General features: G+C 45.3%; 21 protein-coding genes. 13 read left to right on the forward strand and 8 right to left on the reverse strand.

Features of this window, described 5'->3' with window-relative positions; genetic code table 11:
* Window positions 1-2 precede the first annotated feature (2 nt).
* Both iolE and F0265_RS14495 read left to right on the forward strand, forming a co-directional pair.
* Window positions 3-899 (forward strand): myo-inosose-2 dehydratase, encoded by an 897-nt coding sequence (gene iolE / locus F0265_RS14490; protein WP_171749410.1) that lies wholly within the window; start codon window positions 3-5, stop codon window positions 897-899.
* Window positions 900-920: 21 nt separating this feature from the next.
* Window positions 921-2,432 (forward strand): CoA-acylating methylmalonate-semialdehyde dehydrogenase, encoded by a 1,512-nt coding sequence (locus tag F0265_RS14495; protein ID WP_171749411.1) that lies wholly within the window; start codon window positions 921-923, stop codon window positions 2,430-2,432.
* Window positions 2,433-2,520: 88 nt separating this feature from the next.
* Here the strand turns inward: F0265_RS14495 and F0265_RS14500 are convergent, their stop codons facing one another.
* Window positions 2,521-3,027 carry a DUF2867 domain-containing protein gene (locus F0265_RS14500; protein ID WP_253809462.1) on the reverse strand — a complete coding sequence of 169 codons (507 nt, stop codon included), beginning with the start codon at window positions 3,025-3,027 and terminating at the stop codon, window positions 2,521-2,523.
* On the reverse strand, window positions 3,024-3,218 hold the full coding sequence (locus tag F0265_RS14505) for a hypothetical protein (protein WP_171749412.1): 195 nt from the start codon (window positions 3,216-3,218) through the stop codon (window positions 3,024-3,026). The genes F0265_RS14500 and F0265_RS14505 overlap by 4 nt, the downstream gene beginning before the upstream one ends.
* A gap of 117 nt (window positions 3,219-3,335) precedes the next feature.
* On the opposite strand from F0265_RS14505, the gene F0265_RS14510 reads away from it, so the two are divergent.
* Window positions 3,336-3,860: a TetR/AcrR family transcriptional regulator gene (locus F0265_RS14510; protein ID WP_171749413.1), complete on the forward strand. Its 525-nt coding sequence runs from the start codon at window positions 3,336-3,338 to the stop codon at window positions 3,858-3,860.
* Window positions 3,861-3,922: 62 nt separating this feature from the next.
* On the opposite strand, the gene F0265_RS14515 is transcribed toward F0265_RS14510, so the two are convergent.
* Complete coding sequence (locus F0265_RS14515) at window positions 3,923-4,309, reverse strand: VOC family protein (RefSeq protein WP_171749414.1); 387 nt, start codon at window positions 4,307-4,309, stop codon at window positions 3,923-3,925.
* 288 nt (window positions 4,310-4,597) lie between these two features.
* On the opposite strand from F0265_RS14515, the gene F0265_RS14520 reads away from it, so the two are divergent.
* A complete protein-coding gene (locus F0265_RS14520; protein WP_171749415.1) occupies window positions 4,598-6,145 on the forward strand; it encodes a methyl-accepting chemotaxis protein in 1,548 nt (515 codons plus the stop codon).
* 32 nt (window positions 6,146-6,177) lie between these two features.
* On the opposite strand, the gene F0265_RS14525 is transcribed toward F0265_RS14520, so the two are convergent.
* Both F0265_RS14525 and F0265_RS14530 read right to left on the reverse strand, forming a co-directional pair.
* Window positions 6,178-6,915, reverse strand: a complete 738-nt coding sequence (locus F0265_RS14525) for a GGDEF domain-containing protein (RefSeq protein ID WP_171749416.1) — start codon at window positions 6,913-6,915, stop codon at window positions 6,178-6,180.
* Window positions 6,916-7,460: 545 nt separating this feature from the next.
* On the reverse strand, window positions 7,461-8,072 hold the full coding sequence (locus F0265_RS14530; protein ID WP_171749417.1) for a TetR/AcrR family transcriptional regulator: 612 nt from the start codon (window positions 8,070-8,072) through the stop codon (window positions 7,461-7,463).
* A gap of 496 nt (window positions 8,073-8,568) precedes the next feature.
* Between F0265_RS14530 and F0265_RS14535 the strand changes: the two genes are divergently transcribed.
* The 8 genes from F0265_RS14535 to F0265_RS14570 all read left to right on the forward strand — a co-directional run bounded on the left by F0265_RS14535 (window position 8,569) and on the right by F0265_RS14570 (window position 18,756).
* Entirely contained in the window at window positions 8,569-9,108 is a 540-nt protein-coding gene (locus tag F0265_RS14535; RefSeq protein WP_171749418.1) for a hypothetical protein, read from the forward strand.
* Window positions 9,109-9,195: 87 nt separating this feature from the next.
* Complete coding sequence (locus F0265_RS14540; protein WP_345775871.1) at window positions 9,196-10,227, forward strand: efflux RND transporter periplasmic adaptor subunit; 1,032 nt, start codon at window positions 9,196-9,198, stop codon at window positions 10,225-10,227.
* Complete coding sequence (locus F0265_RS14545; protein WP_301338232.1) at window positions 10,224-11,321, forward strand: efflux RND transporter periplasmic adaptor subunit; 1,098 nt, start codon at window positions 10,224-10,226, stop codon at window positions 11,319-11,321. The genes F0265_RS14540 and F0265_RS14545 overlap by 4 nt, the downstream gene beginning before the upstream one ends.
* Window positions 11,318-14,419 (forward strand): efflux RND transporter permease subunit, encoded by a 3,102-nt coding sequence (locus tag F0265_RS14550; protein WP_171749419.1) that lies wholly within the window; start codon window positions 11,318-11,320, stop codon window positions 14,417-14,419. Before F0265_RS14545 ends, F0265_RS14550 begins: the two co-directional genes overlap by 4 nt.
* Window positions 14,420-14,566: 147 nt before the next feature.
* Window positions 14,567-15,817 carry a paraquat-inducible protein A gene (locus F0265_RS14555; RefSeq protein WP_171749420.1) on the forward strand — a complete coding sequence of 417 codons (1,251 nt, stop codon included), beginning with the start codon at window positions 14,567-14,569 and terminating at the stop codon, window positions 15,815-15,817.
* Window position 15,818: 1 nt separating this feature from the next.
* Window positions 15,819-17,465 carry an intermembrane transport protein PqiB gene (gene pqiB / locus F0265_RS14560; RefSeq protein WP_171749421.1) on the forward strand — a complete coding sequence of 549 codons (1,647 nt, stop codon included), beginning with the start codon at window positions 15,819-15,821 and terminating at the stop codon, window positions 17,463-17,465.
* Window positions 17,465-18,022: an ABC-type transport auxiliary lipoprotein family protein gene (locus tag F0265_RS14565; RefSeq protein ID WP_038510810.1), complete on the forward strand. Its 558-nt coding sequence runs from the start codon at window positions 17,465-17,467 to the stop codon at window positions 18,020-18,022. Before pqiB ends, F0265_RS14565 begins: the two co-directional genes overlap by 1 nt.
* A gap of 191 nt (window positions 18,023-18,213) precedes the next feature.
* Window positions 18,214-18,756 (forward strand): outer membrane beta-barrel protein, encoded by a 543-nt coding sequence (locus F0265_RS14570; protein ID WP_171749422.1) that lies wholly within the window; start codon window positions 18,214-18,216, stop codon window positions 18,754-18,756.
* Window positions 18,757-18,823: 67 nt separating this feature from the next.
* On the opposite strand, the gene F0265_RS14575 is transcribed toward F0265_RS14570, so the two are convergent.
* From F0265_RS14575 to F0265_RS14585, 3 genes are read right to left on the reverse strand one after another with little or no spacing between them, the layout of a single operon-like run.
* Window positions 18,824-19,495: a 3-oxoacid CoA-transferase subunit B gene (locus tag F0265_RS14575; protein ID WP_095572619.1), complete on the reverse strand. Its 672-nt coding sequence runs from the start codon at window positions 19,493-19,495 to the stop codon at window positions 18,824-18,826.
* Complete coding sequence (locus tag F0265_RS14580; RefSeq protein WP_171749423.1) at window positions 19,492-20,145, reverse strand: CoA transferase subunit A; 654 nt, start codon at window positions 20,143-20,145, stop codon at window positions 19,492-19,494. The genes F0265_RS14575 and F0265_RS14580 overlap by 4 nt, the downstream gene beginning before the upstream one ends.
* A 1-nt stretch (window position 20,146) precedes the next feature.
* Complete coding sequence (locus F0265_RS14585) at window positions 20,147-21,361, reverse strand: acetyl-CoA C-acetyltransferase (RefSeq protein ID WP_171749424.1); 1,215 nt, start codon at window positions 21,359-21,361, stop codon at window positions 20,147-20,149.
* A 233-nt stretch (window positions 21,362-21,594) separates the two neighbouring features.
* Between F0265_RS14585 and F0265_RS14590 the strand changes: the two genes are divergently transcribed.
* Window positions 21,595-22,344 carry a sulfite exporter TauE/SafE family protein gene (locus tag F0265_RS14590; RefSeq protein WP_171749425.1) on the forward strand — a complete coding sequence of 250 codons (750 nt, stop codon included), beginning with the start codon at window positions 21,595-21,597 and terminating at the stop codon, window positions 22,342-22,344.
* Window positions 22,345-22,347: the final 3 nt, after the last annotated feature.

Raw genomic sequence — 22,347 nt, forward strand, 5'->3', positions numbered from 1 at the left:
TCATGACAGTACAACTAGGAATTAATCCACTGACGTGGACGAACGATGACTTGCCGTCTCTTGGGGCTGAAACACCACTTGAAACGTGTTTGTCGGAAGGAAAACTGGCAGGTTTTGCCGGATTTGAACTAGGCAATAAATTCCCGCGTGAAGTTAGCCAGTTAGGGCCAATCCTAGCCGGACACGAGTTGCAATTAGTCTCTGGCTGGTACTCTGGCGAGTTGCTGACTCGTAGTGTTGAAGAAGAGATTGAAGCCGCACAGCCTCATCTAACGTTACTGCGTGAACTCGGTGCAAAAGTCATGGTGTTTGCCGAAGTGACAGGCTGCATTCATGGTGATCAAACAACATCAGCGCATTTACGTCCTCATTTCCCAGAAGATAAATGGCAGGAGTATGGCGAAAAACTGTCTGAGTTTGCCAGATACACCCAAAGTCAGGGTGTTCAAATTGCCTATCACCACCATATGGGAACGGTTATCGAGTCGGCACAAGACATCGACAATCTAATGATGCACACCGATAAGGAAGTTGGGCTGCTTTTGGATACCGGACATCTCACTTTTGCTGGTGCGGATCCGCTTGCTGTTGCTCAGCGCTGGGCTCATCGTATCAACCATGTTCACACCAAGGACGTGCGTCTCGATGTTCTGGCAGACGTCAAGAACCGTAAGACCAGCTTTCTTGATGCGGTATTGGATGGCGTATTTACCGTGCCCGGTGATGGTGGGATTGATTTCCCACCCGTATTGAAACTGCTGGCAGAAAACGGTTATCAGGGCTGGCTAGTGGTGGAAGCGGAGCAAGATCCATCGGTGGCACATCCGCTGACTTACGCCAAATTAGGATTCAAAAATTTACATCAATTTGCCTCTGATGCTGGTTTGTTTAATCAGTAGAACAGGGAAGGAGCTCGATAAATGGAAACGGTTCAGAATTTTATTAATGGTCAGCTAAGCGAAAGTCATACTGGTCGCTTCGCACCAGTATTTAACCCCGCGACGGGCGAACAAAGTCGTCAGGTCGTGTTAAGTTCAGCTGCGGAAACCGCAGAAGCGATTGCTGTAGCTGAGAGGGCTTTCTCTCTATGGGCGAAGACACCGCCTCTCAAACGTGCCCGTGTGATGTTCAAATTCAAAGCATTACTTGAACAAAACATGGATCGTTTGGCGCGAGTGATCTCCAACGAGCACGGTAAAGTCTATTCAGACGCTGTTGGAGAGGTGACGCGTGGTCTGGAAGTGGTTGAGTTCGCATGTGGCATACCACATCTTCAAAAAGGGGAGCATTCAGCCAACGTGGGGACGGGTGTCGACAGCCACTCACTGATGCAACCTCTGGGTGTGTGTGCGGGTATCACGCCGTTTAATTTCCCAGCTATGGTACCAATGTGGATGTTCCCAGTTGCCCTTGCGACAGGTAACACCTTTGTCCTTAAGCCATCGGAAAAAGACCCGAGTATGGCCCTGATTATGGCTGAACTACTGAAAGAAGCAGGGTTGCCTGACGGGGTGTTCAACGTTGTTAATGGCGACAAAGAAGCGGTGGACGTACTGCTTACAGACCCTAGAGTTCAAGCCGTCAGTTTTGTTGGTTCGACGCCAATTGCCGAGTATATCTACAGCACCGCTTCTGCACACGGTAAGCGCTGTCAGGCATTAGGGGGAGCCAAGAACCATTGCGTGCTAATGCCGGATGCAGACCTTGATATGGCAGCTAACGCTATCATGGGGGCGGCCTTTGGTGCCGCAGGAGAACGTTGCATGGCGTTGTCAGTGGCGGTTGTGGTCGGCGATGAAACCGGTGACAAGCTCATTGCTCAGCTCGAAGAGAAGATCGCGCAAATGCGTGTCGGGCCGGGTATCGTAGACGGGCCAGAAAATGACATGGGGCCTGTGATCTCAGCTCCGCACAAAGCGAAGATTTGTGACTACATCACATCAGGTGAACAACAGGGCGCCAAGCTAGTGGTTGATGGTCGTGATTTTGTGGTGGAAGGACACGAAACAGGTTACTTTGTTGGCCCGACGCTGATCGACAATGTTTCACCAGACATGACGATCTACAAAGAAGAAATCTTTGGTCCCGTTTTGTCGGTAGTGCGCGTTGAAGACTACGAGACAGCGCTGGACCTAATCAATCGTCACGAGTACGGCAATGGAACCGCAATATTTACCCGTGATGGTGAAACGGCTCGTCAGTTTGGTGAAGACGTGCTGGCTGGCATGGTTGGAGTGAACGTGCCTATTCCAGTACCTATGGCGTTCCACAGCTTCGGCGGCTGGAAGCGTTCGGTGTTTGGCCCACTCAATGTCCACGGCAATGATGGTGTTCGTTTCTACACCCGAATGAAGACGGTAACAAGCCGTTGGCCTACGGGCGTGAGACTCGAACAACATGCGAGTGCCTTTACTATGCCGACCATGGAATAAGTGACTTCTCCGACTCACTTACAAAAATCCCAGCATAAATCGCTGGGATTTTTTATGTTCAAATGCCTGAGAGTGGGGTAAGCAGACCCTAAGTGTTGACCCTTTTAAGCATTGCGCGAATGCTAGCAGCGGCGATCAACTTATGAAAAGGAATGATCGCCAACAAGTACGCGTAACCAATCCATGTCCGAGTATTGACTAAAGTGGAGAGCGTGAACCGCCCCGGAGCGAGCTTGACTACTGAAAGGGAGACCTGCATATGTTTGTCCTCACTGGTGCAAATGATCTCTGTCTCTGAGAGTAATTCGACTTGATGTAATCCGATGCCTTGTCCCTGCCGTAAATCTTCGACCTGTAACGTCATCCTTTCTGCTGACGCAGCGAAGCCTAACGGAGCGACCAAACGGTTTCTCAGCGCCATCAGTGTTTCAACGATGTGTGGAAGATGGCCAAATACATCCACGTAAACCTGACTGGGGGAGCGTTGTTGGTCTGGGATCTCAAAGCTCAATGCGTCACAAAAGCCCCGTTTCTTTAAGCGCCCAACCAGTGCACTTTGTGCTGGGAGCTCACTGCTTGCGAGTGTTTTCATCATCCCTCCTGCATCATCTGTTTTAACGCGTCTCTTACTTCCGAGCCTCCAATGAGAGCGAGAAACAAAAGGCCTCCCGGGATCAACAGCGCCATCATTATCGGCCTTAATACGTAGGAGAAACAAAACAAGCTCGGCATAAATACCAACCACTGGCCTAATAGAGCCACGACTTTCTTGAGGTTATCTTCCATTGCAGTCTTTCCAAATTACAAAATTGAGCGTGCTCAATTAATAAATGAGCGCGCTCAATTTGTCAACTTGTCTGGGTAGAGGTATGATCTGGCAGCAATATTTTGGGTGAAAAGAGCATGGGAAAAAGAGAACAAACGAGAGAGCGGATTCTTAGCGCGGCATGGAAATTGTTTGAAACGCAGGGGTATCAGGAAACGTCTACGCGTCAGATAGCAAGGCAAGCGGGAGTGGCAGATGGCACGGTCTTTAGCCACTTTGAAAACAAGCTCGCGATATTGCGTGAAGGCATGCTAAACCAGCTAACTCAGCTTGCTGAACAAGGCTTGGCCAACCCTGTGAACGATGCGATGGAAATGGGGATGCAGTTTGCGACAACGTATTACGGTTACTATTTTTCCAATGTGAACCTGAGCCGAGCGCTGCTTAAAGAAGTGGTCTGGGATATGGACTACTACCAGTCTTATAATGATGCGGTGTTTGCAAACTCGAATTTGCCGGCCAACGTGGCAGAGAAAATGCCGCTGATTATGGACTGCTATTTTATGACTCTGATTACTCACTTGAGCAAACCAGAACCCACTTTAGAAGCTGCCCTGAAAGAACTTGAAGGCAAATACCGCACTATATTGAATATCGGGTAGTTGAGGTCAGAGCAGCTTCGCTCTAGGAGCATGAAATCTGACGGTTATTGATAGTATTTTTGTTATTCCCACTGATTGACATCAAGTGCGGTTGAAAAGTCTTCGCGTTGAGGGTGCACAACACAAAACCTATGACCAGTTGGTGCTTCCATCACTACCCATCGTGGGAATCGCTTTACAACTGTAGCTCCTAAGGCATTAAGGCGAATGACTTCGGCTTCAATATTATCTGTCTCTATATCAAAATGAAGCCGACTCGGATGATCCACTTTTTGTATCAGGATATGAGGATGGCCTTGCTTGGTATCTAGGCTTGAATATCGTTCAGCCCACTGCTCATCTGAGCGTTTGCAACTCAACCCCAAAGCACCCTCCCAAAATGTATTCGCATGCTCTATGTCGTCCACTTCATTATCTATAACGATTGCTGCTAACCGACTGCGGTGCATAACTTCTTCCTTGTTTGTCTGCGTTGAAAAAATGCTAGCACAATAGCTATGCCTTAAACTGAGTGAATCTCACAAATGCTTTGTGTTGAACCTTGGTTGTGAGTGCGAACTTATCGAAACACCCAGCTGCTTACATTTGCGATTCGAGCGGAGCAAGTGCGTCAATTATTAGGTCGACCCTTAAAAGAACGTTCAACTATTTACTCAATGAACTTATATAGGCATAGTAGCCATAAAAGTGACTGAGTGGTCACTATTGATTTGATAAGCATTGACGAGCGAGAAAATATGTTGAACTCAATTAAAAACAAGCTCTATTTTTTAGCAGGAGCGACCTTAGTGAGTATTGCAGTGGTGGCGAGTACTGGGGCCATACTGACATGGAATTTAGCCAAACTGGAAAATGGAGAGCTCCTGCTCGATAAGCTAGAAATCGCGGTTCTAACGATGAGGCATCATGAGAAAGATTACCTTACGACGGAAAACCCGAAGTACTTGAGTCAATTTGGTCAATTGAATGAACAAATCGACACAGACTACCTAGTTTTGATAGACGTTCTTGACGAGTTTGGGCTATCTAAAGGAACCCTAGAAGAATTTGATGTGCACAGAAATCAATACGCTAAAGCTGTACATCGAGTGGCGAACAGCGATCCAAAAACCGCATCTTCCACTACGACAAAGCCATACGAGGTCTCAATAAATCTTCTTCATCAGTTTTCTTCAGAGCTGGAGCGTGAAATTGTTGCCGAGATGTACGCTGAGCGAGACTTCGCCATGGCCGTAATTATAGCCATTGTGATACTACTTATTCTCTTTATCGCTGGCCTAATTAAAGCGATAGTTTCACCCGTAAACCAGATAGTGAAGCATATGGATAACATTGCGCAGGGTGACGGTGACTTAACGGTTCGGCTTCATGAACAGCGTAAAGATGAGTTGGGCCAATTAGCACGCTCGTTCAATGTTTTTGTTAGTAAGATTCAATGCACAATGAATAAAGTCAGTGAGTCTTCGATTGAGCTATCTGCGGCTGCTTCTCAGTGTCTCTCTACGGCCAAGAGTACAAACAGCACGGTCATGTCTGTAGATTCTGAGTTAGGCAGTATTGCTGCGGCTATGAACCAAATGACTAGCTCTGTCGCTGAAGTGGCTCAAACGACAAATGAAGCCATGCTCGTTGCGGATAAAACTAACCAAAGCGCCAAAGAAGGTATTCATACAGTAGGAGCTGCGATAGATGCGATTGAATCACTAGCGAGTGAGATAAATCTGGCTTCCGCAAAGATCAGTCAATTGGCCAAGAAAAGTGATGGTATTGGCGAAGTACTCCATGTCATTGAAGAAATTGCTGAACAAACCAATCTACTCGCGCTCAATGCAGCGATTGAAGCGGCGAGGGCAGGTGAGTCGGGTAGAGGCTTTGCGGTTGTGGCGGATGAAGTACGTAACCTAGCCCAAAGAACGCATAATTCAGTGCAAGATACGCACAAGATGATTGATGCGCTACAGCATGACGTCAAACAAGCCGTTGTGGCGATAGATTCCAGCCTCGAAAAAAGTGAAGGTAGTGTTGAAAGTGTCGCTCGAATACACACGGCATTAACTGTGATATCCGAATCTGCGGGCCACATTAATGACATGAACATTGTAATTGCAAACTCGACTCAGGAAGAGAGTGCTGTGTCTGAGGAGATAAACACCAGCTTGTTCGGCATCACTGACAATGTTGCTTATGTGAGAACAGCTTCAGATCACGTCATGCAAAGCGGTGAGATGTTGTCTAGTATCGTGAACGATTTAAATACCTTGGTGAGACAGTTTAAATTGACGTGAATGAGAATCTCTAAAACAAATCGTGATAAAGATTATGAGATTGGAAACGTCTTCATTTGATTTCGTCCGCTGTTTTTGGCGTGATAGAGCGCTTTATCCGCATTGGCTATAGAAACATCTGAAAGTTGCTCAAAGTCATACTCACAGATACCGAAGCTTGCAGTAAAGGTTATTACATCGCCTTCATAGGTTATTTCAGCGTTTCGAGTCTCATCTATGATCCGCTCTGTGACGGATTGGGCAACATCAAGGTTGGAGTTTGGTAAGAAGATAAGAAACTCTTCTCCACCGTATCTTGAAGAGATATCGTAAATTCTTGTAGAGGATTTAATGATTGATGCAAATTTTTTGATGACTTTATCACCGGCTTCGTGTCCATAAGTGTCGTTGACTCTTTTAAAATGATCGATGTCGGCAATAATTACACAGGCTTTGGATTGTTTGCGTTTTAAGTAATTGACTTGTGAAGATATTTGGTCAAATAAAGCTCGCCTATTCAACATATCGGTCAACTCATCTTTTGTTGCGAGCTTCTCTAGCAAGATATTATTGTCCATTAAATAACTGGCTAGAAGAAAAATAGTAATACCGAATATGCTGGTTGGAAAAAACATCAGCTGAAAAATGATCATATCACTGGAAAAGTAACTTTGTGGATTCACATTGTCTGCATGATGTAGTTCTATCGCTGACATAAAGAACCATAAACACATAGTGATGATTAAGCCAAAATCCGCTTTGTTGGGTTTTGGCTTTCGGTTGTAAATCATATAAATGTTTAGACAAGATGCTGTGAGCATGAGCAAGAAGTTAATTGGATAGTTTATTTCAATCCATATGTGAAGTAAGACCGACGATAATATATACATTGATAATAATAGATATATCAAATTCTCTATATTCTTACTTTTGTATCGAATTGATATCCCTATACTAAGAGAAACGATATAAAGGCCAAAAATTATGTCAAGAAGTATCGATTCATAAATATATTGAAATTCTGGTATCCGTATAACCCAGAATAGGAGAATAATCGTCATTAGATAAAAAGAAAGGTAGAATGGCTTAGCTTTTCGCTCTCCGACAGGTTCTTGGATAAATAAAGCGGCACAAAAAGCAAACGTGGTAACAGTAATTGAAGTGTATAATAAAGCAGTTTGTGCGAGCATAAGAGCAATAGCTTTGTAATTAACTATTCTTAAATATAGCTCAATAAATAAAATTATCTAATTGTCACCATTACAGATAGATAGAACATTAAGTTATTGTTTATCAAAGATAACTTTATTAATCTGGCGATTTGATGCTTGTTGAGCTATTGATCATTCAAGAGCATAATTGACAGCGCTCCCCAAGACTTTTCAAGCCTCTCACTAAGCTCAAAATCGTCAAAGGTTACTGACAGTTCAAAAAGGCCTAATAAAAAGCTCATCAAAATATCGACCACTGCATCAACGGGAAGATCTCGAATTTCTCCTTCATTTACTCCTTCGACGACAAGCCCCGTTACCATTGCTCGATTTTTTTCCATCATTTTCCCGTATTGGCCTCTGGAAAAATCGAGGTACATGAATTCGTTCCATACCCTCAGCAGATGCTCATTGTCTTTTAAGTAAATGCCGATCTTTTCCATAGTGAGCTTTATTTTTGACAGCGGAGAAAGTTCAAATTGAGCCGATTCCAGCATGATTTTGTCTATGTCTTCTTCAAAGTGATCCAATATCGCCAATAGGAGCTCTTCTTTACTGGCAAACGCTCGATAGACACTTCCCTTGGAGAGTCCTGCCTTTTTGGCGACTTGATCAATAGAAGTGGCGTAATAGCCGGCATGCCCAAAACACAGAGCCGCTGCATCGGTAATTTCTCTCTTTCTAACTGAGGGAGACTTATGGCTGCTTCCTTTAATAGGTCTGCTCTTCGCTGTCATTTTATGCTCATAAACCAAATAATTAATGCCTAGTTTACTCTGTGTTACCTAACCGAAAAAGTGGAAGTTTGGATCAAACATCGACTTTCCGAGATACAACCTGAATGCGGCGACCGTTGATGCTCTTTTGCTCACAGGTTTTGAAGCTTCTGCGCACTACACCATTTGCTTTTCTTATCAACTTTGTTGCCAGTATTTCTCACTTCTATGCAAGAAAGAACGCATAAAATTTGTAAACAATAGTGACTGAGTGGTCACTATTGTGCTATGTTTCACAAAAGTGACTGGTTGGTCACTTTTTGTTTGGCTGAGTAAGTGTTCTCGTTTGAACCTGAAATCTAGGACCAATCGCGATCTTTTATAAGGAGTGTGTTGGATTAACAGTGAAAGGTAGGCCTGCTACCAAGAAATGATGAGCTTGTAATTGAAACTGACTTTTTACTTCAGCAGAAAGTGAGTTCGTATTTTTCTACTTAATTAGATAGAGGTGGTTATATTGAAATTATTTAAATTGAAAAATGTACGAATTTTTTTATTATTTTCTATATTAAGCTCTGGAGCCCAGGCTTCTAATTTTAATTACAATTATACCGCACTAAGGTTATCTGCAAGCCCATCATCGCAAAGTTTAGAAGCGTCCTTTCAATACACACAAAATATGCATTTCATAGGATTAGTTGAAAGCAAGTTCGATGGTGATTGGGATCTGGCTGGTGGTATTGGTTTCAACGGGCCAGCCAACCAGCTATCGGATGTTTATGGTCGATTATTTCTTCACAATGTTGAGGAGAAGGGACAAGACAATCTGAAAGAAAAGTATCTTCCTGAATTTGCAGTTGGTAGTCGAATCTGGGTCTTTAGAGGTGTAGAAGCCTATGGAGACATAGGGATATTAGCAGACGGAAGCCATAGTCATAGCCTATATAACTTCGGATTTCGCGTTCATTCTAATTCATTGTTTAGTTTCGGGTCTGGCCTGAGAAATAATGGCCATTATGGCCAACAAATATTTATGAGAGTTGATTTGAATTATTAGTTTTGACTTCTTATTTCAAACTACTTTTGTGCATAAATGATTCTTTTACCTGCGCAATACTCGTTCAAAATATAAGTGGATATTGATGTGATTAAAAAAATTGCTTTCCTAGCCTTGTTGCTGGGGCTGTCCGGCTGCGGACAGGATAAGCCTATGGAAATATCGGTTGAATCTAGGCCGGTAAAAATGTTTAAGGTTGCATTAGGTGGCGCTCAATTTGAGCGAAGCTTTCCTGCAATTACAGAAGCAGGCGACAGTGCGGAGCTTTCTTTTCGTGTTTCTGGGCAAATTCGTTCGATTGACGTCGCGGAGGGTCAGATTGTTCGACAAAGTCAGGTACTTGCAGAGCTTGATTCGGCTGAATATAAGTTACTTGCTAAACAAGCAAACGCTGAATTTAACCTGACTCGTGTACATTTAGAGCGAAGTCAGAAATTGTATAAAGACCAAGTGGTGTCCGAACAAGATCTTGACCAAGCGATGGCACAGTATAAGGCTGCGAAGGCCCAGCTTCAGCACGCTAAAGAAAATGTGAGATACACCTCTATCGTAGCGCCATTTGATGGTGCTATTTCTCTCATTTCAGCGGATGAACATGAGTTTGTGCTTGAAAGCCAGACTGTGATGAGAATTCAATCCAATCGACTGCTAAAAGTGATGTTCCAGCTTCCGGCCCATCTTTTTAATCGATTCGTCTTCGAAACTGATATGACGGCATCCATGGTGTTCGACGCATATCCAAATCAACAGTACCGTCTTGACCTCCAAGAAGTTGATACTGAAGCCGACCCTGCTACTGGCAGTTTCAAAGTGACGATGAGTATGAATTACCCCACTGATTCAGGCGTTCTTCCTGGGATGGCTGGCATGGTTAATGTCATGGCGGGCGGAATGTCCGACGTCTTTATTCCTCAATCTGCCCTATTTGAAGAAGGTGGCGAAACTTATGTGTGGCGTGTGAAACATCAGGGGGACGTTGAAAAAATACTGGTGACTCTCAACTCAGAAGGAAAGGTCATCGCGGGACTAGAAGATGGCGACCAAATTGTTAGCTCAGGTGTTAAGGAAATCAACGCTGAAACTAAAGTTCGCCCTTGGGTTAAGGAGCGAGGGTTATGATTAAAGTGATTGCGAAAATGCACCAGTTATCAGCGGCGCTGAGTGCAATATTGATAACTGGTGGTTGCAGTGAACCTGTTATTGAACTCGAGAAAAGCCGACCAAACGTTTCGGTAGTGCTGCCTATCTCCGAGCCCGTCAGTGACGGTATTTATTTTCCAGCTGTTGCCAAAGCAGCAGAGCATGCGAAGCTTAGTTTTCGCCTGGCGGGAAAAATAATTCATATAAATGTTCAAGAAGGCGAACAGGTCAAAGCGGGTGATGTCATTGCGGAAATAGATCCAACTGACTACGAACTAGAAGTGGACAATATTGAAGCAAAGTACTCGGTACTCAATAGCCAATATCAACGTTCTATGCCTTTGGTTAAAAGAGGCATGCTTGCCAAATCTCAATTTGATGAAATTGCGGCCAACCGTGAGATTGTCTTAGCACAGCTTGAGCTCGCCAGATTACATCTGTCCTATACCAAACTCGTTGCCCCTATTGATGGCGTCATCTCCCGTGTTAACGCCGAAACACACGAGAGTGTTCAAGTCGGTCAACAGGTTTTCAATATCCATAGTCCTAAAAGTGTCGAGATTGTCATCCAACTGCCAGACATGCTTTATGTTAAGCAGCCAACGGGAGAGAGCCTAGAGAATATTAGCGCAACCGTTCGAGTACAAAGTGGGAATCAATACGACGCTACTTTAAAAGAGTTTACGACTGAACCTGATCCTAAGACTGGTACGTTTAACGTGACCCTTACTATGCCAATGCCCGCGTCTGAATACATTCTTGATGGCATGGCCGTCGAAGTGACTTCTAAGGAAACAGATGTTGGTTTGGATTTCGACTCAGGTGTGAGTGTGCCTATCGAAGCCATCTTTAACGCTGATGGTGATGCGCTGACAAGCGAAAACAAATTTGTCTGGGTTGTTGATGAAACCCAGATAGCGACCAAAAGAAGAGTGGTAGTCGGGAAAATAGGCATGGATAGCGTGCAAGTGCTTGAAGGCCTGGCTGTAGATGAAAAAGTGGTAGTTGCAGGAAAAGGGAAATTAGTTGAAGGAGTTCATGTGAACATTATTTCCGGAGGGGCAGGTCAATGAGTCAGGAGATCAAACTAAACCAAAACAATGAAGAGGTTGGAGGTATTGCAGCGTACTTCATCCGAAATCGTGTAATTAGTTGGATGATTTCATTGATTTTCCTTATTGGTGGAATATCGGCATTTTTCGGTTTAGGTCGTTTAGAAGACCCTGCATTTACGATTAAAGAAGCAATGGTTGTCACCGCATACCCGGGTGCGACTCCGCAGCAAGTTGAAGAAGAGGTGACGTATCCTCTCGAAAAGGCCATTCAACAATTAACTTATGTTGACAAGATCAATTCTGTGTCGAGTCGTGGGTTGTCACAAATCACAGTGACAATGAAGAACAACTATGGACCCGATGATCTTCCGCAAATCTGGGATGAATTGCGCCGAAAAGTGAACGACTTAAATAATCAGTTTCCACCTGGAGTCTATCCTCCACAGGTGTTTGATGATTTTGGCGATGTATATGGGATTTTGCTGGCGGTTACTGGGGATGGTTACTCGTACAGAGAGTTACTTGATTATGTGGATTACTTGCGCCGTGAACTTGAGTTGGTCAACGGTGTCAGCAAAGTTTCCGTAAGTGGTCAGCAGCAAGAGCAAGTATTCATCGAGATATCGATGAAACGCTTAAGTAGCCTTGGGTTATCACCTGATACCGTTTTTAATTTGCTATCGACACAAAACGTTGTTTCTGATTCAGGTGCGGTACGAATTGGTAACGAATACATCCGAATTCATCCCACAGGTGAGTTTTCGGATGTGGATCAGCTCGGAAACTTAATCATCACAGAAAACGGTGCTCAAGGCTTGATTTACTTGCGTGATGTCGCCGAAATCAAGCGTGATTACGTTGAAGTACCTGAGAACATCATCAATTTCAATGGCCACCTAGCGTTGAATGTTGGCGTTTCATTTGCCAAAGGCGTTAATGTTGTTGAAGTTGGTGAAGCGTTTGATCGTCGCATGGCTGAACTGCAGTTTCATCAGCCTATTGGAATGAAGGTAGCGGAGATCTACAGTCAGCCGAAAGAAGTTGATAAATCAGTCAGCGGATTTGTAGTCAGCCTTGGTCAGTCTGTGGCAATCGTAATAATTGTACTGCTGTTTTTCATGGGCTTGCGATCTGGCTTACTAATAGGGTTGATTCTGCTTTTAACGGTGTTGGGCACTTTCATCTTTATGCAATATCTGGCGATTGACCTGCAGCGTATTTCGTTAGGTGCGTTAGTTATCGCTTTGGGTATGTTAGTCGACAATGCGATCGTTGTTGTTGAAGGGATATTAATCGGCACCCAAAAAGGCCGAACTCGACTACAAGCAGCGACAGACATCGTCACACAGACAAAGTGGCCGCTGCTTGGAGCAACGGTTATAGGCGTGACTGCATTTGCGCCTATCGGGTTGTCTGATGATGCAACGGGTGAATACTGTGGCACTTTGTTTGCGGTGTTGCTCATTTCACTCATGCTGAGTTGGTTCACGGCGATTTCACTGACCCCATTCTTTGCTGACATTTTCTTTAAAGGACAGAAAAATACCTCAGAAGAGGGAGACGGTAAGGATCCTTACAACGGGATTATTTTCGTTGTATACAAAAACTTTCTCGCGTTAACAATGAAACATGCTTGGTCGACGGTCGCAGTGTTGCTTATTGGTTTAGTTGCGAGTTTGTATGGCTTTACTCAAGTGAAGCAGGCTTTCTTCCCTTCTTCTACCACTCCTATGTTCCAAACGGACATATGGATGCCAGAAGGAACCGATATTCGAGCAACCAATGCAACGATTAAAGCATTAGAAAACTGGCTAAGTGAACAGCAAAGTGTAGAGCATATTACATCGACTACAGGGATGGGGTTACAGCGTTTCATGCTGACCTATTCACCTGAGAAAAGCTATACCGCTTATGGTGAAATTACAACTAGGACGACCAGCTATGAAGCGTTACATAGTCTAATGGCTAAGTTCCGCGCGCATATTGAGGCGCACTTTCCGCAGGTGAACTACAAGCTAAAACAAATAGAGCTTGGTCCTGGTGGTGGAGCGAAAATTGAAGCTCGAATCATAGGCTCAGATCCAACCGTACTTCGCTCAATTGCTGCTCAGGTGATGGCAGTCATGCACGCTGACTCTGAGGCAACAAACATTCGGCATGACTGGAGAGAGCGCACCAAAGTCATTGAACCGCAGTTTAATGAAGGTCAGGCGCGCCGTTTTGGTGTGACCAAGGCTGATGTAGATGACTTCTTAGCTATGTCATTCTCGGGGAAAGCGGTGGGCGTTTATCGAGACGGAACGACGCTTATGCCAATTGTCGCGCGACTACCTGAAGAGGAGCGCGTGGACATTCGTAGCATCGAAGGGATGAAAATATGGAGCCCAGCAAAGAGTGAGTACATCCCTCTACAACAGATTACCTTAGGGTATGACATTGTCTGGGAAGACCCAATCATCATGCGAAAAAACAGAAAGCGGATGCTAACCGTCATGGCCGATCCCGACATATTGGGTGAAGAAACTGCCGCGACGTTACAAGCTCGGCTGATGCCAGAGATTGAAGCGATAAAGCTTCCACCTGGCTACGCTCTAGAGTGGGGAGGTGAATATGAATCTTCTGCTGATGCTCAAGAGTCGCTATTTACCACAATGCCACTGGGCTACCTGTTTATGTTCTGTGTCACTGTGTTCCTGTTTAATTCAGTAAAAGAACCTTTGATTGTTTGGCTAACTGTTCCATTAGCTGTAATAGGGGTAACGGCAGGGTTACTGGTTTTGAACACTCCATTTGGTTTTATGGCTCTACTAGGCTTCCTGAGCTTATCCGGAATGTTGCTAAAGAATGGCATCGTCTTGCTCGATCAAATAGAGATAGAAATGAACTCAGGTAAAGAACCTTATACTGCCATCATGGATGCTGCGATAAGCCGTGTACGACCTGTTTGTATGGCAGCCATTACGACGATATTAGGGATGATCCCATTGCTTCCGGATATCTTCTTCAAGCCTATGGCAGTGACCATTATGTTCGGACTTGGGTTTGCCACGATACTGACACTGATCGTTGTACCTGTTCTTCATCGTCTATTCCATAACGTTAAGGTACCTAGCTAAAGTTGAACGTATCGCGTACCACTTTGAGAAACAGGTGGTGCGCATTTTTGAGTGACGAACAGTTTGTTTCTAAGCTTGTTAGATGAATGACGTTTCTCATTCAAGCTAGAATCTGATGAAAGACACTGAACCAATACGAGGTGTGAATTGAAAGAAGACGATTTGATCGCTTGTGAAGAGTGTGGCTTGGTATCAAGTATTCCTCATATGCAGGAAGGCTTTAAAGCGAAATGCTCTCGTTGTCATCATACATTAACGACTTCGATTCAATCCCCAAGACAAACGTTGGCCGCCTATTCCGTTGCTTGCTTGATGATGCTCGTGTTGAGTATCTCATTTCCCTTTATGTCGTTTAGTGTTCAGGGAGTGACTCAGGAAATAAGTCTGCTTCAGACGGTAACCATGCTGGATAAGTTTAAGCACAGTTTTCTCGCGTTAATTCTTTTGTTCACTGTATTTGTATTGCCGGCTATATACATCATGTCGGTGTTGTATCTCTATACGCTTAAGGGCAAAGGGTTGCCCAATGAACTGCCAAAACATATTAAATACTTGGGGCGAATTGTATTCTGGGCGGAGCCATGGCTGATGGCAGACGTCTTTCTGATTGGCGTGCTTGTTAGTCTAATTAAAATTGCAGCTTTGGCAGATATCGCCATGGGGTACTCATTCTGGGCATTCTGTGGTTATACGGCGTTGGTGGTAAAATGCATATCGTTGGTCGACAGGTCTTGGCTGTGGAACAGTCTGTCTCCACTACGCCACATAGACAATGTAGACAGTGGCGATGACCATCACAGTCGCAACCACTCAAGTTGCCGAGTGTGTAACCAAGTTAACGCCATGACGGCGATTCGATGCTGCCGTTGTAACGCTCGCATAGTGCATTATGCCCCTGCGGCCAGCCTCCAAAAAGCTTGGGCATTATTGCTGACGTCGGCTGTTTTTTACTTTCCTGCAAACTTGTATCCCATCATGTATACGGTGAGTTTAGGCAATGAGTCACCCTCCACAATAATGGGAGGCATCATATTACTCTGGCAGCTTGGCTCCTACCCGATAGCCGCCATTATATTTATCGCGAGTGTGTTTATTCCTTTGGCGAAAATGCTCGTTTTAGCGTGGATTTTTGTGATAGCTAAACGAATAAATGCCTCCTCTGAACATACTGCCTTAAAACAGCAGCAACTTTATCGTGTGACCGAGTTTATCGGTCGATGGTCGATGATAGATATTTTTGTTGTCGCGATTTTGGTTGCACTAGTTCAGCTCCAAAGCTTAATGGCGATTTACCCTGGGCCAGCGTCAGTTTCGTTTGCCGCTGTTGTGATTTTCACCATGCTATCAGCGATGGCTTTTGATTCCAGAATGCTGTGGCCTGCAAAAACAAGGATTTAAAATGAACGAAAACGCCTCTAGTCAGGCTGATGTTGAACGAGAGTCCAACGTTTCTGCGATCTGGTTGATCCCTTTGATTGCTCTGGCGATCGGAATATGGATGCTGTACCAATTCGTAGAAAGCCAAGGCCCCGAGATAAAGTTGATCATGTCAGATGCGGCGGGCATTGAAGTTGGAAAAACAGAGATTAAGTCTCTAAATGTCAGTGTGGGTGTCGTGACATCGGTGAAGTTTGGTGAAAGTTATGATCACATTGAGGTGACCGCTCAGATGACGAAAGATGCAGAGCGGATGCTTCATAGTGACACTTTGTTCTGGGTGGTTGAACCGAGAATCGGCAAAGAGGGGATCTCTGGCCTTGAGACGCTTTTGTCTGGTTCATACATTCAGATCCAACCCGGTGAGTCACAGATTGATCAGGATGAGTTCGTCGTATTGGACACTCCGCCCGTCGCCCCTCCTCACGCTAAAGGGATTAGAGTGGTGTTAAGCCATCCGTTGGCAGGCAAGCTGGATATCGGTGATCCTGTCATCTATCAGGGATTCACAGCTGGAAGAGTGGAAAAAGTTGAAGTAGATATCGAAAAGAAAAGTGCGAAATATCAGCTGTTTATATTTGAGCCTTTTGATGAGTTAGTCAAAACAGACAGTCGATTCTGGCTCAATAGCGGCGTTGATCTGCGATTGGATGCCCAAGGGTTTAATGTACGTATTGACTCTATTGAAGCCCTAATTGGAGGCGGGGTGAGCTTCGATGTTTTGGACCGATCTAAACCTAGTCAAACGGTGACGACTCAAAATCAAGAATTCACTTTGTATGAAGATTTCCAATCAGTGAAAGAAGATCAGTTTGATAGAAGCATTGAGTTTATTGTGATGTTTGACGAAACCTTGAGAGGGCTAACCCAAGGCGCCTCGGTAGAATTCCGTGGGTTGAAGATCGGCTCAGTGTCTAAAGTACCTCTAAGAGGTGTAAGCATCAAAGATGGCTTTGATATCCCTAAAATCCCTGTGTTGATTAAGCTTGAACCGCAGCGCGTTTTTGAAGATAGCGATAACTTAAGCGACGAACAGTTGATGCAGCAGATTCAGATGGAGTTCCAAAAGGGGTTACGTGCGAGATTAAGTGCGGGAAGTTTACTCACTGGCGCGTTGTTCATAGATGTTGACTACGACGAGCAAGCTATAGAATACGAGCCTTCCATGTTTGATCACTATCCCGTATTTCCTGATAGCCCGAGTGAGCTCGCTGAGATACAAGCAAGCATTGCGACCATGCTGAACAAAGTGAATGAGCTACCCCTGAATGAAACAGTGGTGACTTTAAATAGGTCGTTGTCTCAGCTAGAAACGTCGCTTTCATCCGCTCAAAAGGTAATGGATGCCGTTGAAGCCATTGTTGCTCAACGTGATGCGCAGGCGTTACCAGAGGAGTTAAAAGACAGTCTCGACAAGTTACAGAATACGCTAGACGGTTTTAGTGCAAATTCGACGGTTTACCAGAATCTTGATAAGGCGCTAATTGAGCTGGAAAACACAATGAAAGAACTTCAGCCCGTTCTGCAACAGATTAATGTTAAACCGAACTCGTTAGTATTCGGAGAGGACTCAGTGAGTGATCCTAAACCAATGAAAGGGAAAAACTAATGAAACGATTGATTTTACTACTTCTGGTGATTGTTTCAGGGTGCAGTTCAGAGATGGGAGCTGTCCAAGAGCGTTACCTTTTATTGGCCGAAAATAAGTCTCAAATCGTTCAAAGCCATTATCCGGTATTGCTAGTGAAAACCGAATTGGCCGATTATCTAAATCAGCGTCATATTGTGTATCGCACTTCAGATACTCAGGTGGTTTATGCGAAAAACCATCAATGGGCACAAGACCTGTCTCAACAACTGACTTATTGGGTGATTAGTGACCTCAGAATGAAAGACATTCCTTACTGGCCAGTCGAATTGGGTTCGTTTCTTAAACCGGAGCTGAGCCCACAGTTAACGATCCGCTTTCACCAATTCAACGGAGCGTTTTCAGGCAATGCCGAAGTCTCAGGGGAATGGTTGATTACCGACATCGATGGCAATTTGGAACGCAACGAAAGTTTCTATTTCGAGATACCGTTAAAAGAGGATGGCTATGATGCGCTGGTTGAAGCGTTAACTGAAGGTCTTCAGCAACTCTCGACTGAAATACAAGAGTCTATTTAAAGTTGAACCAACCTCTTTTCAACCGACAATTTCATCCAGACTGGATGAAATTGTCGGTATTCTTCCGCCATTAACTAACATCCTTTCCGTTATACACTCTTCTGACAAAGCCTTACAAAAACGATATACAACTTATTGAAAGGTTGTCGTATTTTCCAGCTCTGTTTCGTGTCTATGGTGAATACTCAACTATGAAAAAAGCGCTTTTACTCTTGCCATTATTGCTGTCTTCAACGGCGTTCGCGGGGAATCATCAAATCGGCTTTGGCATTGGGGGCGGTAGTACGGATGGCCCTAATGGCTGGAGTGACTCGGGTTTTGCGGGCAAAATTGATTACGCGTATCAATTCCACCCCAACTTCGCTGCGGAGATCGGATATGCCGCGGTTGATGGTATGACAAGCAACATCGTCACAACCGTTTTGGGGACGACCAAGCAAGAAGTGAAATACTCTACTGGCTTTGCGGGCTTGAAAGCAGGCGTGTCGCCTGTCTCTTTCCTCAATCTCTATGTTGTCGGTGGCGCGAACTATTCTGATGTTGAGAAAACGTATACGCCTTCAGGTGGAACGGAGCGAACCGATTCTCACACCGGATTACATCCATACTATGGAGCGGGTACTGAACTGATTTTTTTTAGTACTGTTGGCCTGAACCTAGAGTACCGAAAGTTTGTTTTGGCTGATGATTTTGAATCCGATGTGGTCTTTGCTGGTATGAATATTAAGTTCTGATCTAGCCCTAGATTCAAAAGAGAGTGAACGGGAGTAGCATGGAAGTGCTATTCCCGTTTTTGATCGTTTAGCAAGGCATGGCTTTGAGGTTAGGGGAGACGATTAGCTCGGCTGCTGTTACTGACTGCACATAATCCAAGTCAGTGTCTGGAGCTATTTCAATGATTTCAATACCTTGTGGTGTGATGGTAAAGACACCCAGCTCGGTCACAATCAAATTGACCTGATTCATCGCAGTGAGCGGTAGGGTGCAGTGCTTCAAAAGCTTAGGTTTGCCTTTTGCTGTGTGTTCCATTGCCACAATGACCTTTTTCGCACCGACAACCAAATCCATTGCGCCACCCATTCCCGGAACCATTTTTCCCGGAATAATCCAGTTAGCCAGATTACCTTGCTGGTCTACCTGCAGTGCACCAAGCACTGTCGCATCAACGTGTCCGCCTCGGATAATGGCGAAGGAGTCAGCACTATTGAAATAACACGCGCCTTCGATTGCGGTGATCGGCTGTGCGCCGGCGTTGACTAAGTCTGGATCTTGATTACTTTCATCGGCCAGCTCATCAATGCCCAGTAGACCGTTCTCTGCTTGCATCAAGATTTCGATGTCTTTGTCGACTTCGTTGGCAACCAGAGTCGGTAAGCCTATACCAAGGTTAACGATATCTCCGTCTTTCAGTTCTTGAGCAACACGGGAGGCAATACGTTTACGGATAAGGTGTTTTTCGCTGTGACTCATCAGGCTTCTCCCACAAAAATATGATCAACATACAAGCTCGGGGTATGAACGGCTTCTGGCTGAATGTCCCCAATCTCGACCAATTGTTCAGCCTCGACAATCACGCACTCAGCGGCAGTTGCCATTAATGGGTTAAAGTTCTGGGTCGTTTTGCTGTAGAACACATTGCCTCTGAGGTCGACTTTAGAGCCGCGAATCAGGGCAAGATCCGCTTTGAGGGGCTTCTCTAGTAGGAACTGCTGGCCATCCACTTCAATAAGCTGCTTACTTTCTGCAACGAGAGTTCCCAACCCCGTTGGCGTCAAAACGCCGCCCAGACCAGCGCCGCCACAACGGATTCTTTCGGCTAGTGTGCCTTGGGGCACCAACTCTACATCGAGTACGCCATCGTTCATCTGCCGACCAGATTCAGGGTTGAGTCCAATGTGTGAAGCGTACAGTTTGGAGACGCGCTGCTCGGCAATCAGGCGACTGGTGCCTATACCCGGCAAGGCCGTATCTGTGCTGATCAAGGTAATATCACGGACATCATTTTCAATCAGTAGATCGATGAGTTTTTCAGGCGCGCCTGTGCCCATAAAGCCGCCGATCATAATCGTCATGCCATCGCGCAAGTGCTGGCCTATCTGATCGGATGAAATACGTTTCTTCATATTATTGTTCCTCACAACGTTTTAAGATCACTGCCGCGCCCATACCGCCGCCGATACACAGTGAGGCCAAACCCATTTGCTTGTTGTTTCTTTCTAGTTGATAGACAAGAGTAGTGAGAATTCGGTTACCAGAAGCTCCGATGGGGTGACCTAGGGCAATCGCACCGCCACTCAGGTTGCTGTTGTCGAGTAGCCATTGCGGCTCGACGTTGTGCTGGTGGCTAAGCTCTTTTATTACTCCTAAAGCTTGAGCAGCGAAGGCTTCGTTGAGTTCGAATACATTGATGTCACTCAGGCTAAGCTGCGCTTTTTCTAGGGTATTATTGATTGCAGTGACTGGGCCAAGACCCATGACTTCGGGTTTCAGCGCCCCCTGACCATATTCGACGATTTCAGCTAATGGTTTGAGGTTGTAACGTTCTAGTGCTTCTTGGTTAACAAGAATGATGGCTGAAGCACCATCGTTTATCCCTGAAGCGTTGCCTGCAGTCACCGTCCCTTCTGCATCGAAAGCGGCTCTTAGTTTTGCTAGACCTTCTATTGTCGCATTGGCTTTCGGGTATTCGTCTTGAGAGACTTCCGTCTGCACGCGGCGTTGAGTCACAGTGATGGGTTCTATCTCGGCCTTAAAGTGACCTTTTTCAATCGCTGCCGCCGCTTTGTTTTGGCTGGACAGGGCAAACTCATCCTGCGCTTCGCGACTGATGTCGAGGTGTTTGGCCACGTTTTCTGCTGTAATACCCATGTGATAGTGATGAAACGCATCGGTCAGGCCATCTTTGATGATTGAATCTTCGAGGTTTTGGTGGCCCATGCGGTAGCCTCGACGAATCTGCCCGCTAGTAATAAACGCGGCGTTAGACATGCTTTCCATACCGCCTGCGATGACCACTTCTGCATCACCAGCACGAATATGGCTGGCACCATCCATCACCGCTTTCAGGCCGCTACCGCAAATCATATTGATGGTGTAAGCAGGGACTGACTCTGGGATGCCCGCTTTGATGGCCGCTTGTCTTCCCGGTCCCATGCCTGTTCCTGCGGTCAGAACATTGCCCATGATGACTTCGTCAACTAAATCTGCGGAGAGATTAGCTTGTGCAATGGCGCTTTGGATAGCATGTGCGCCGAGCTCTACCGCTGACAGTGGCGCTAGCGAACCATTAAAGCTTCCAATCGGGGTACGTTTAGCCGCGACGATAAAGACACGTTTCATTTCTCAATCCTTTTGCCTGAATTCGATGGGTATAGTCTATGGAAAGCCATCACCAAGGTGTTATCCCCAGGAATTCAAAGCGACTTTGCAAATATGCAAAACAACAATGTGGATCAGTTCACTGTTGATTGATGACTTACTCATTAATGTATTGAAAATTAATGAGATAAGAGCATTTCTATGTCTATTTCTGCTGTTGAAACCTGTATCGCCATCGACACTGGAGTATTGGAATGACGCTAGTGACGGACCCATGGTTTTATGCCACGGCGATTCCCGCAGTATTGATTTACGGGATTGGCAAGGGCGGGCTAGGTGGCGCTTTAGGTATCATCGCTGTACCCTTAATGGCCCTGGTGATTTCACCAACCCAAGCGGCGGCAATATTGCTGCCTATTTTGGTGGTTATGGATGCGTTTGCGGTTAAACAGCACTACCGAAATGCCGATTATGCCGTACTCAAGACAATGTTGCCCGGCGCTATTCTGGGTGTTGGTTTGGCGTGGGGATTTCTCAGTGTGACGCCTGAAACCGGGTTGAAACTGACGATTGGGTTACTGTCGCTTGGCTTTTGTTTGCAACACTGGTTGGGCGGTCGTTCTTCTACTCGAACACCGGGTAAAGTCAGTGCTTGGTTCTGGAGTTCATTGAGTGGCTTCTCCAGCACGGCGATTCACGCCGGAGGTGGGCCAGCAAGTATTTATCTTCTGCCTTTACAGTTAGAAAAGGTACGCCTTATTGCAACAATGGCTGTGCTTTTTGCCATTATTAATCTTTTCAAGTTGATCCCTTACGCGGCACTAGGTGAGTTTGATAAGACGAATTTGCTGACCGCCTTAGTGCTGGTTCCACTGGCGCCAGTCGGGGTCAAGCTGGGGGTGTTCTTACTCCACAGAGTCAGCCAGCAAAGCATTTATCAGCTGTGCTATCTGTTCTTGTTTTTGTCAGGTGTAAAACTGTGTTGGGATGGAATCCTTGGATAAGCA

This window comes from Vibrio sp. RE88 (assembly GCF_013113835.1).
Taxonomy (GTDB): Bacteria; Pseudomonadota; Gammaproteobacteria; order Enterobacterales; family Vibrionaceae; genus Vibrio.

Bases quoted from the DNA above. Each gene is read 5' to 3' on its own strand.
- F0265_RS14525 (WP_171749416.1), bottom strand. From the start codon at position 6,915: ATGATTTACAACCGAAAGCCAAAACCCAACAAAGCGGATTTTGGCTTA.
- iolE (WP_171749410.1), top strand. From the start codon at position 3: ATGACAGTACAACTAGGAATTAATCCACTGACGTGGACGAACGATGAC.
- F0265_RS14505 (WP_171749412.1), bottom strand. From the start codon at position 3,218: ATGGAAGATAACCTCAAGAAAGTCGTGGCTCTATTAGGCCAGTGGTTG.
- F0265_RS14585 (WP_171749424.1), bottom strand. From the start codon at position 21,361: ATGAAACGTGTCTTTATCGTCGCGGCTAAACGTACCCCGATTGGAAGC.
- F0265_RS14580 (WP_171749423.1), bottom strand. From the start codon at position 20,145: ATGAAGAAACGTATTTCATCCGATCAGATAGGCCAGCACTTGCGCGAT.
- F0265_RS14500 (WP_253809462.1), bottom strand. From the start codon at position 3,027: ATGATGAAAACACTCGCAAGCAGTGAGCTCCCAGCACAAAGTGCACTG.
- F0265_RS14510 (WP_171749413.1), top strand. From the start codon at position 3,336: ATGGGAAAAAGAGAACAAACGAGAGAGCGGATTCTTAGCGCGGCATGG.
- F0265_RS14565 (WP_038510810.1), top strand. From the start codon at position 17,465: ATGAAACGATTGATTTTACTACTTCTGGTGATTGTTTCAGGGTGCAGT.
- F0265_RS14570 (WP_171749422.1), top strand. From the start codon at position 18,214: ATGAAAAAAGCGCTTTTACTCTTGCCATTATTGCTGTCTTCAACGGCG.
- F0265_RS14590 (WP_171749425.1), top strand. From the start codon at position 21,595: ATGACGCTAGTGACGGACCCATGGTTTTATGCCACGGCGATTCCCGCA.
- F0265_RS14495 (WP_171749411.1), top strand. From the start codon at position 921: ATGGAAACGGTTCAGAATTTTATTAATGGTCAGCTAAGCGAAAGTCAT.
- F0265_RS14515 (WP_171749414.1), bottom strand. From the start codon at position 4,309: ATGCACCGCAGTCGGTTAGCAGCAATCGTTATAGATAATGAAGTGGAC.
- F0265_RS14530 (WP_171749417.1), bottom strand. From the start codon at position 8,072: ATGACAGCGAAGAGCAGACCTATTAAAGGAAGCAGCCATAAGTCTCCC.
- pqiB (WP_171749421.1), top strand. From the start codon at position 15,819: ATGAACGAAAACGCCTCTAGTCAGGCTGATGTTGAACGAGAGTCCAAC.
- F0265_RS14545 (WP_301338232.1), top strand. From the start codon at position 10,224: ATGATTAAAGTGATTGCGAAAATGCACCAGTTATCAGCGGCGCTGAGT.
- F0265_RS14520 (WP_171749415.1), top strand. From the start codon at position 4,598: ATGTTGAACTCAATTAAAAACAAGCTCTATTTTTTAGCAGGAGCGACC.
- F0265_RS14550 (WP_171749419.1), top strand. From the start codon at position 11,318: ATGAGTCAGGAGATCAAACTAAACCAAAACAATGAAGAGGTTGGAGGT.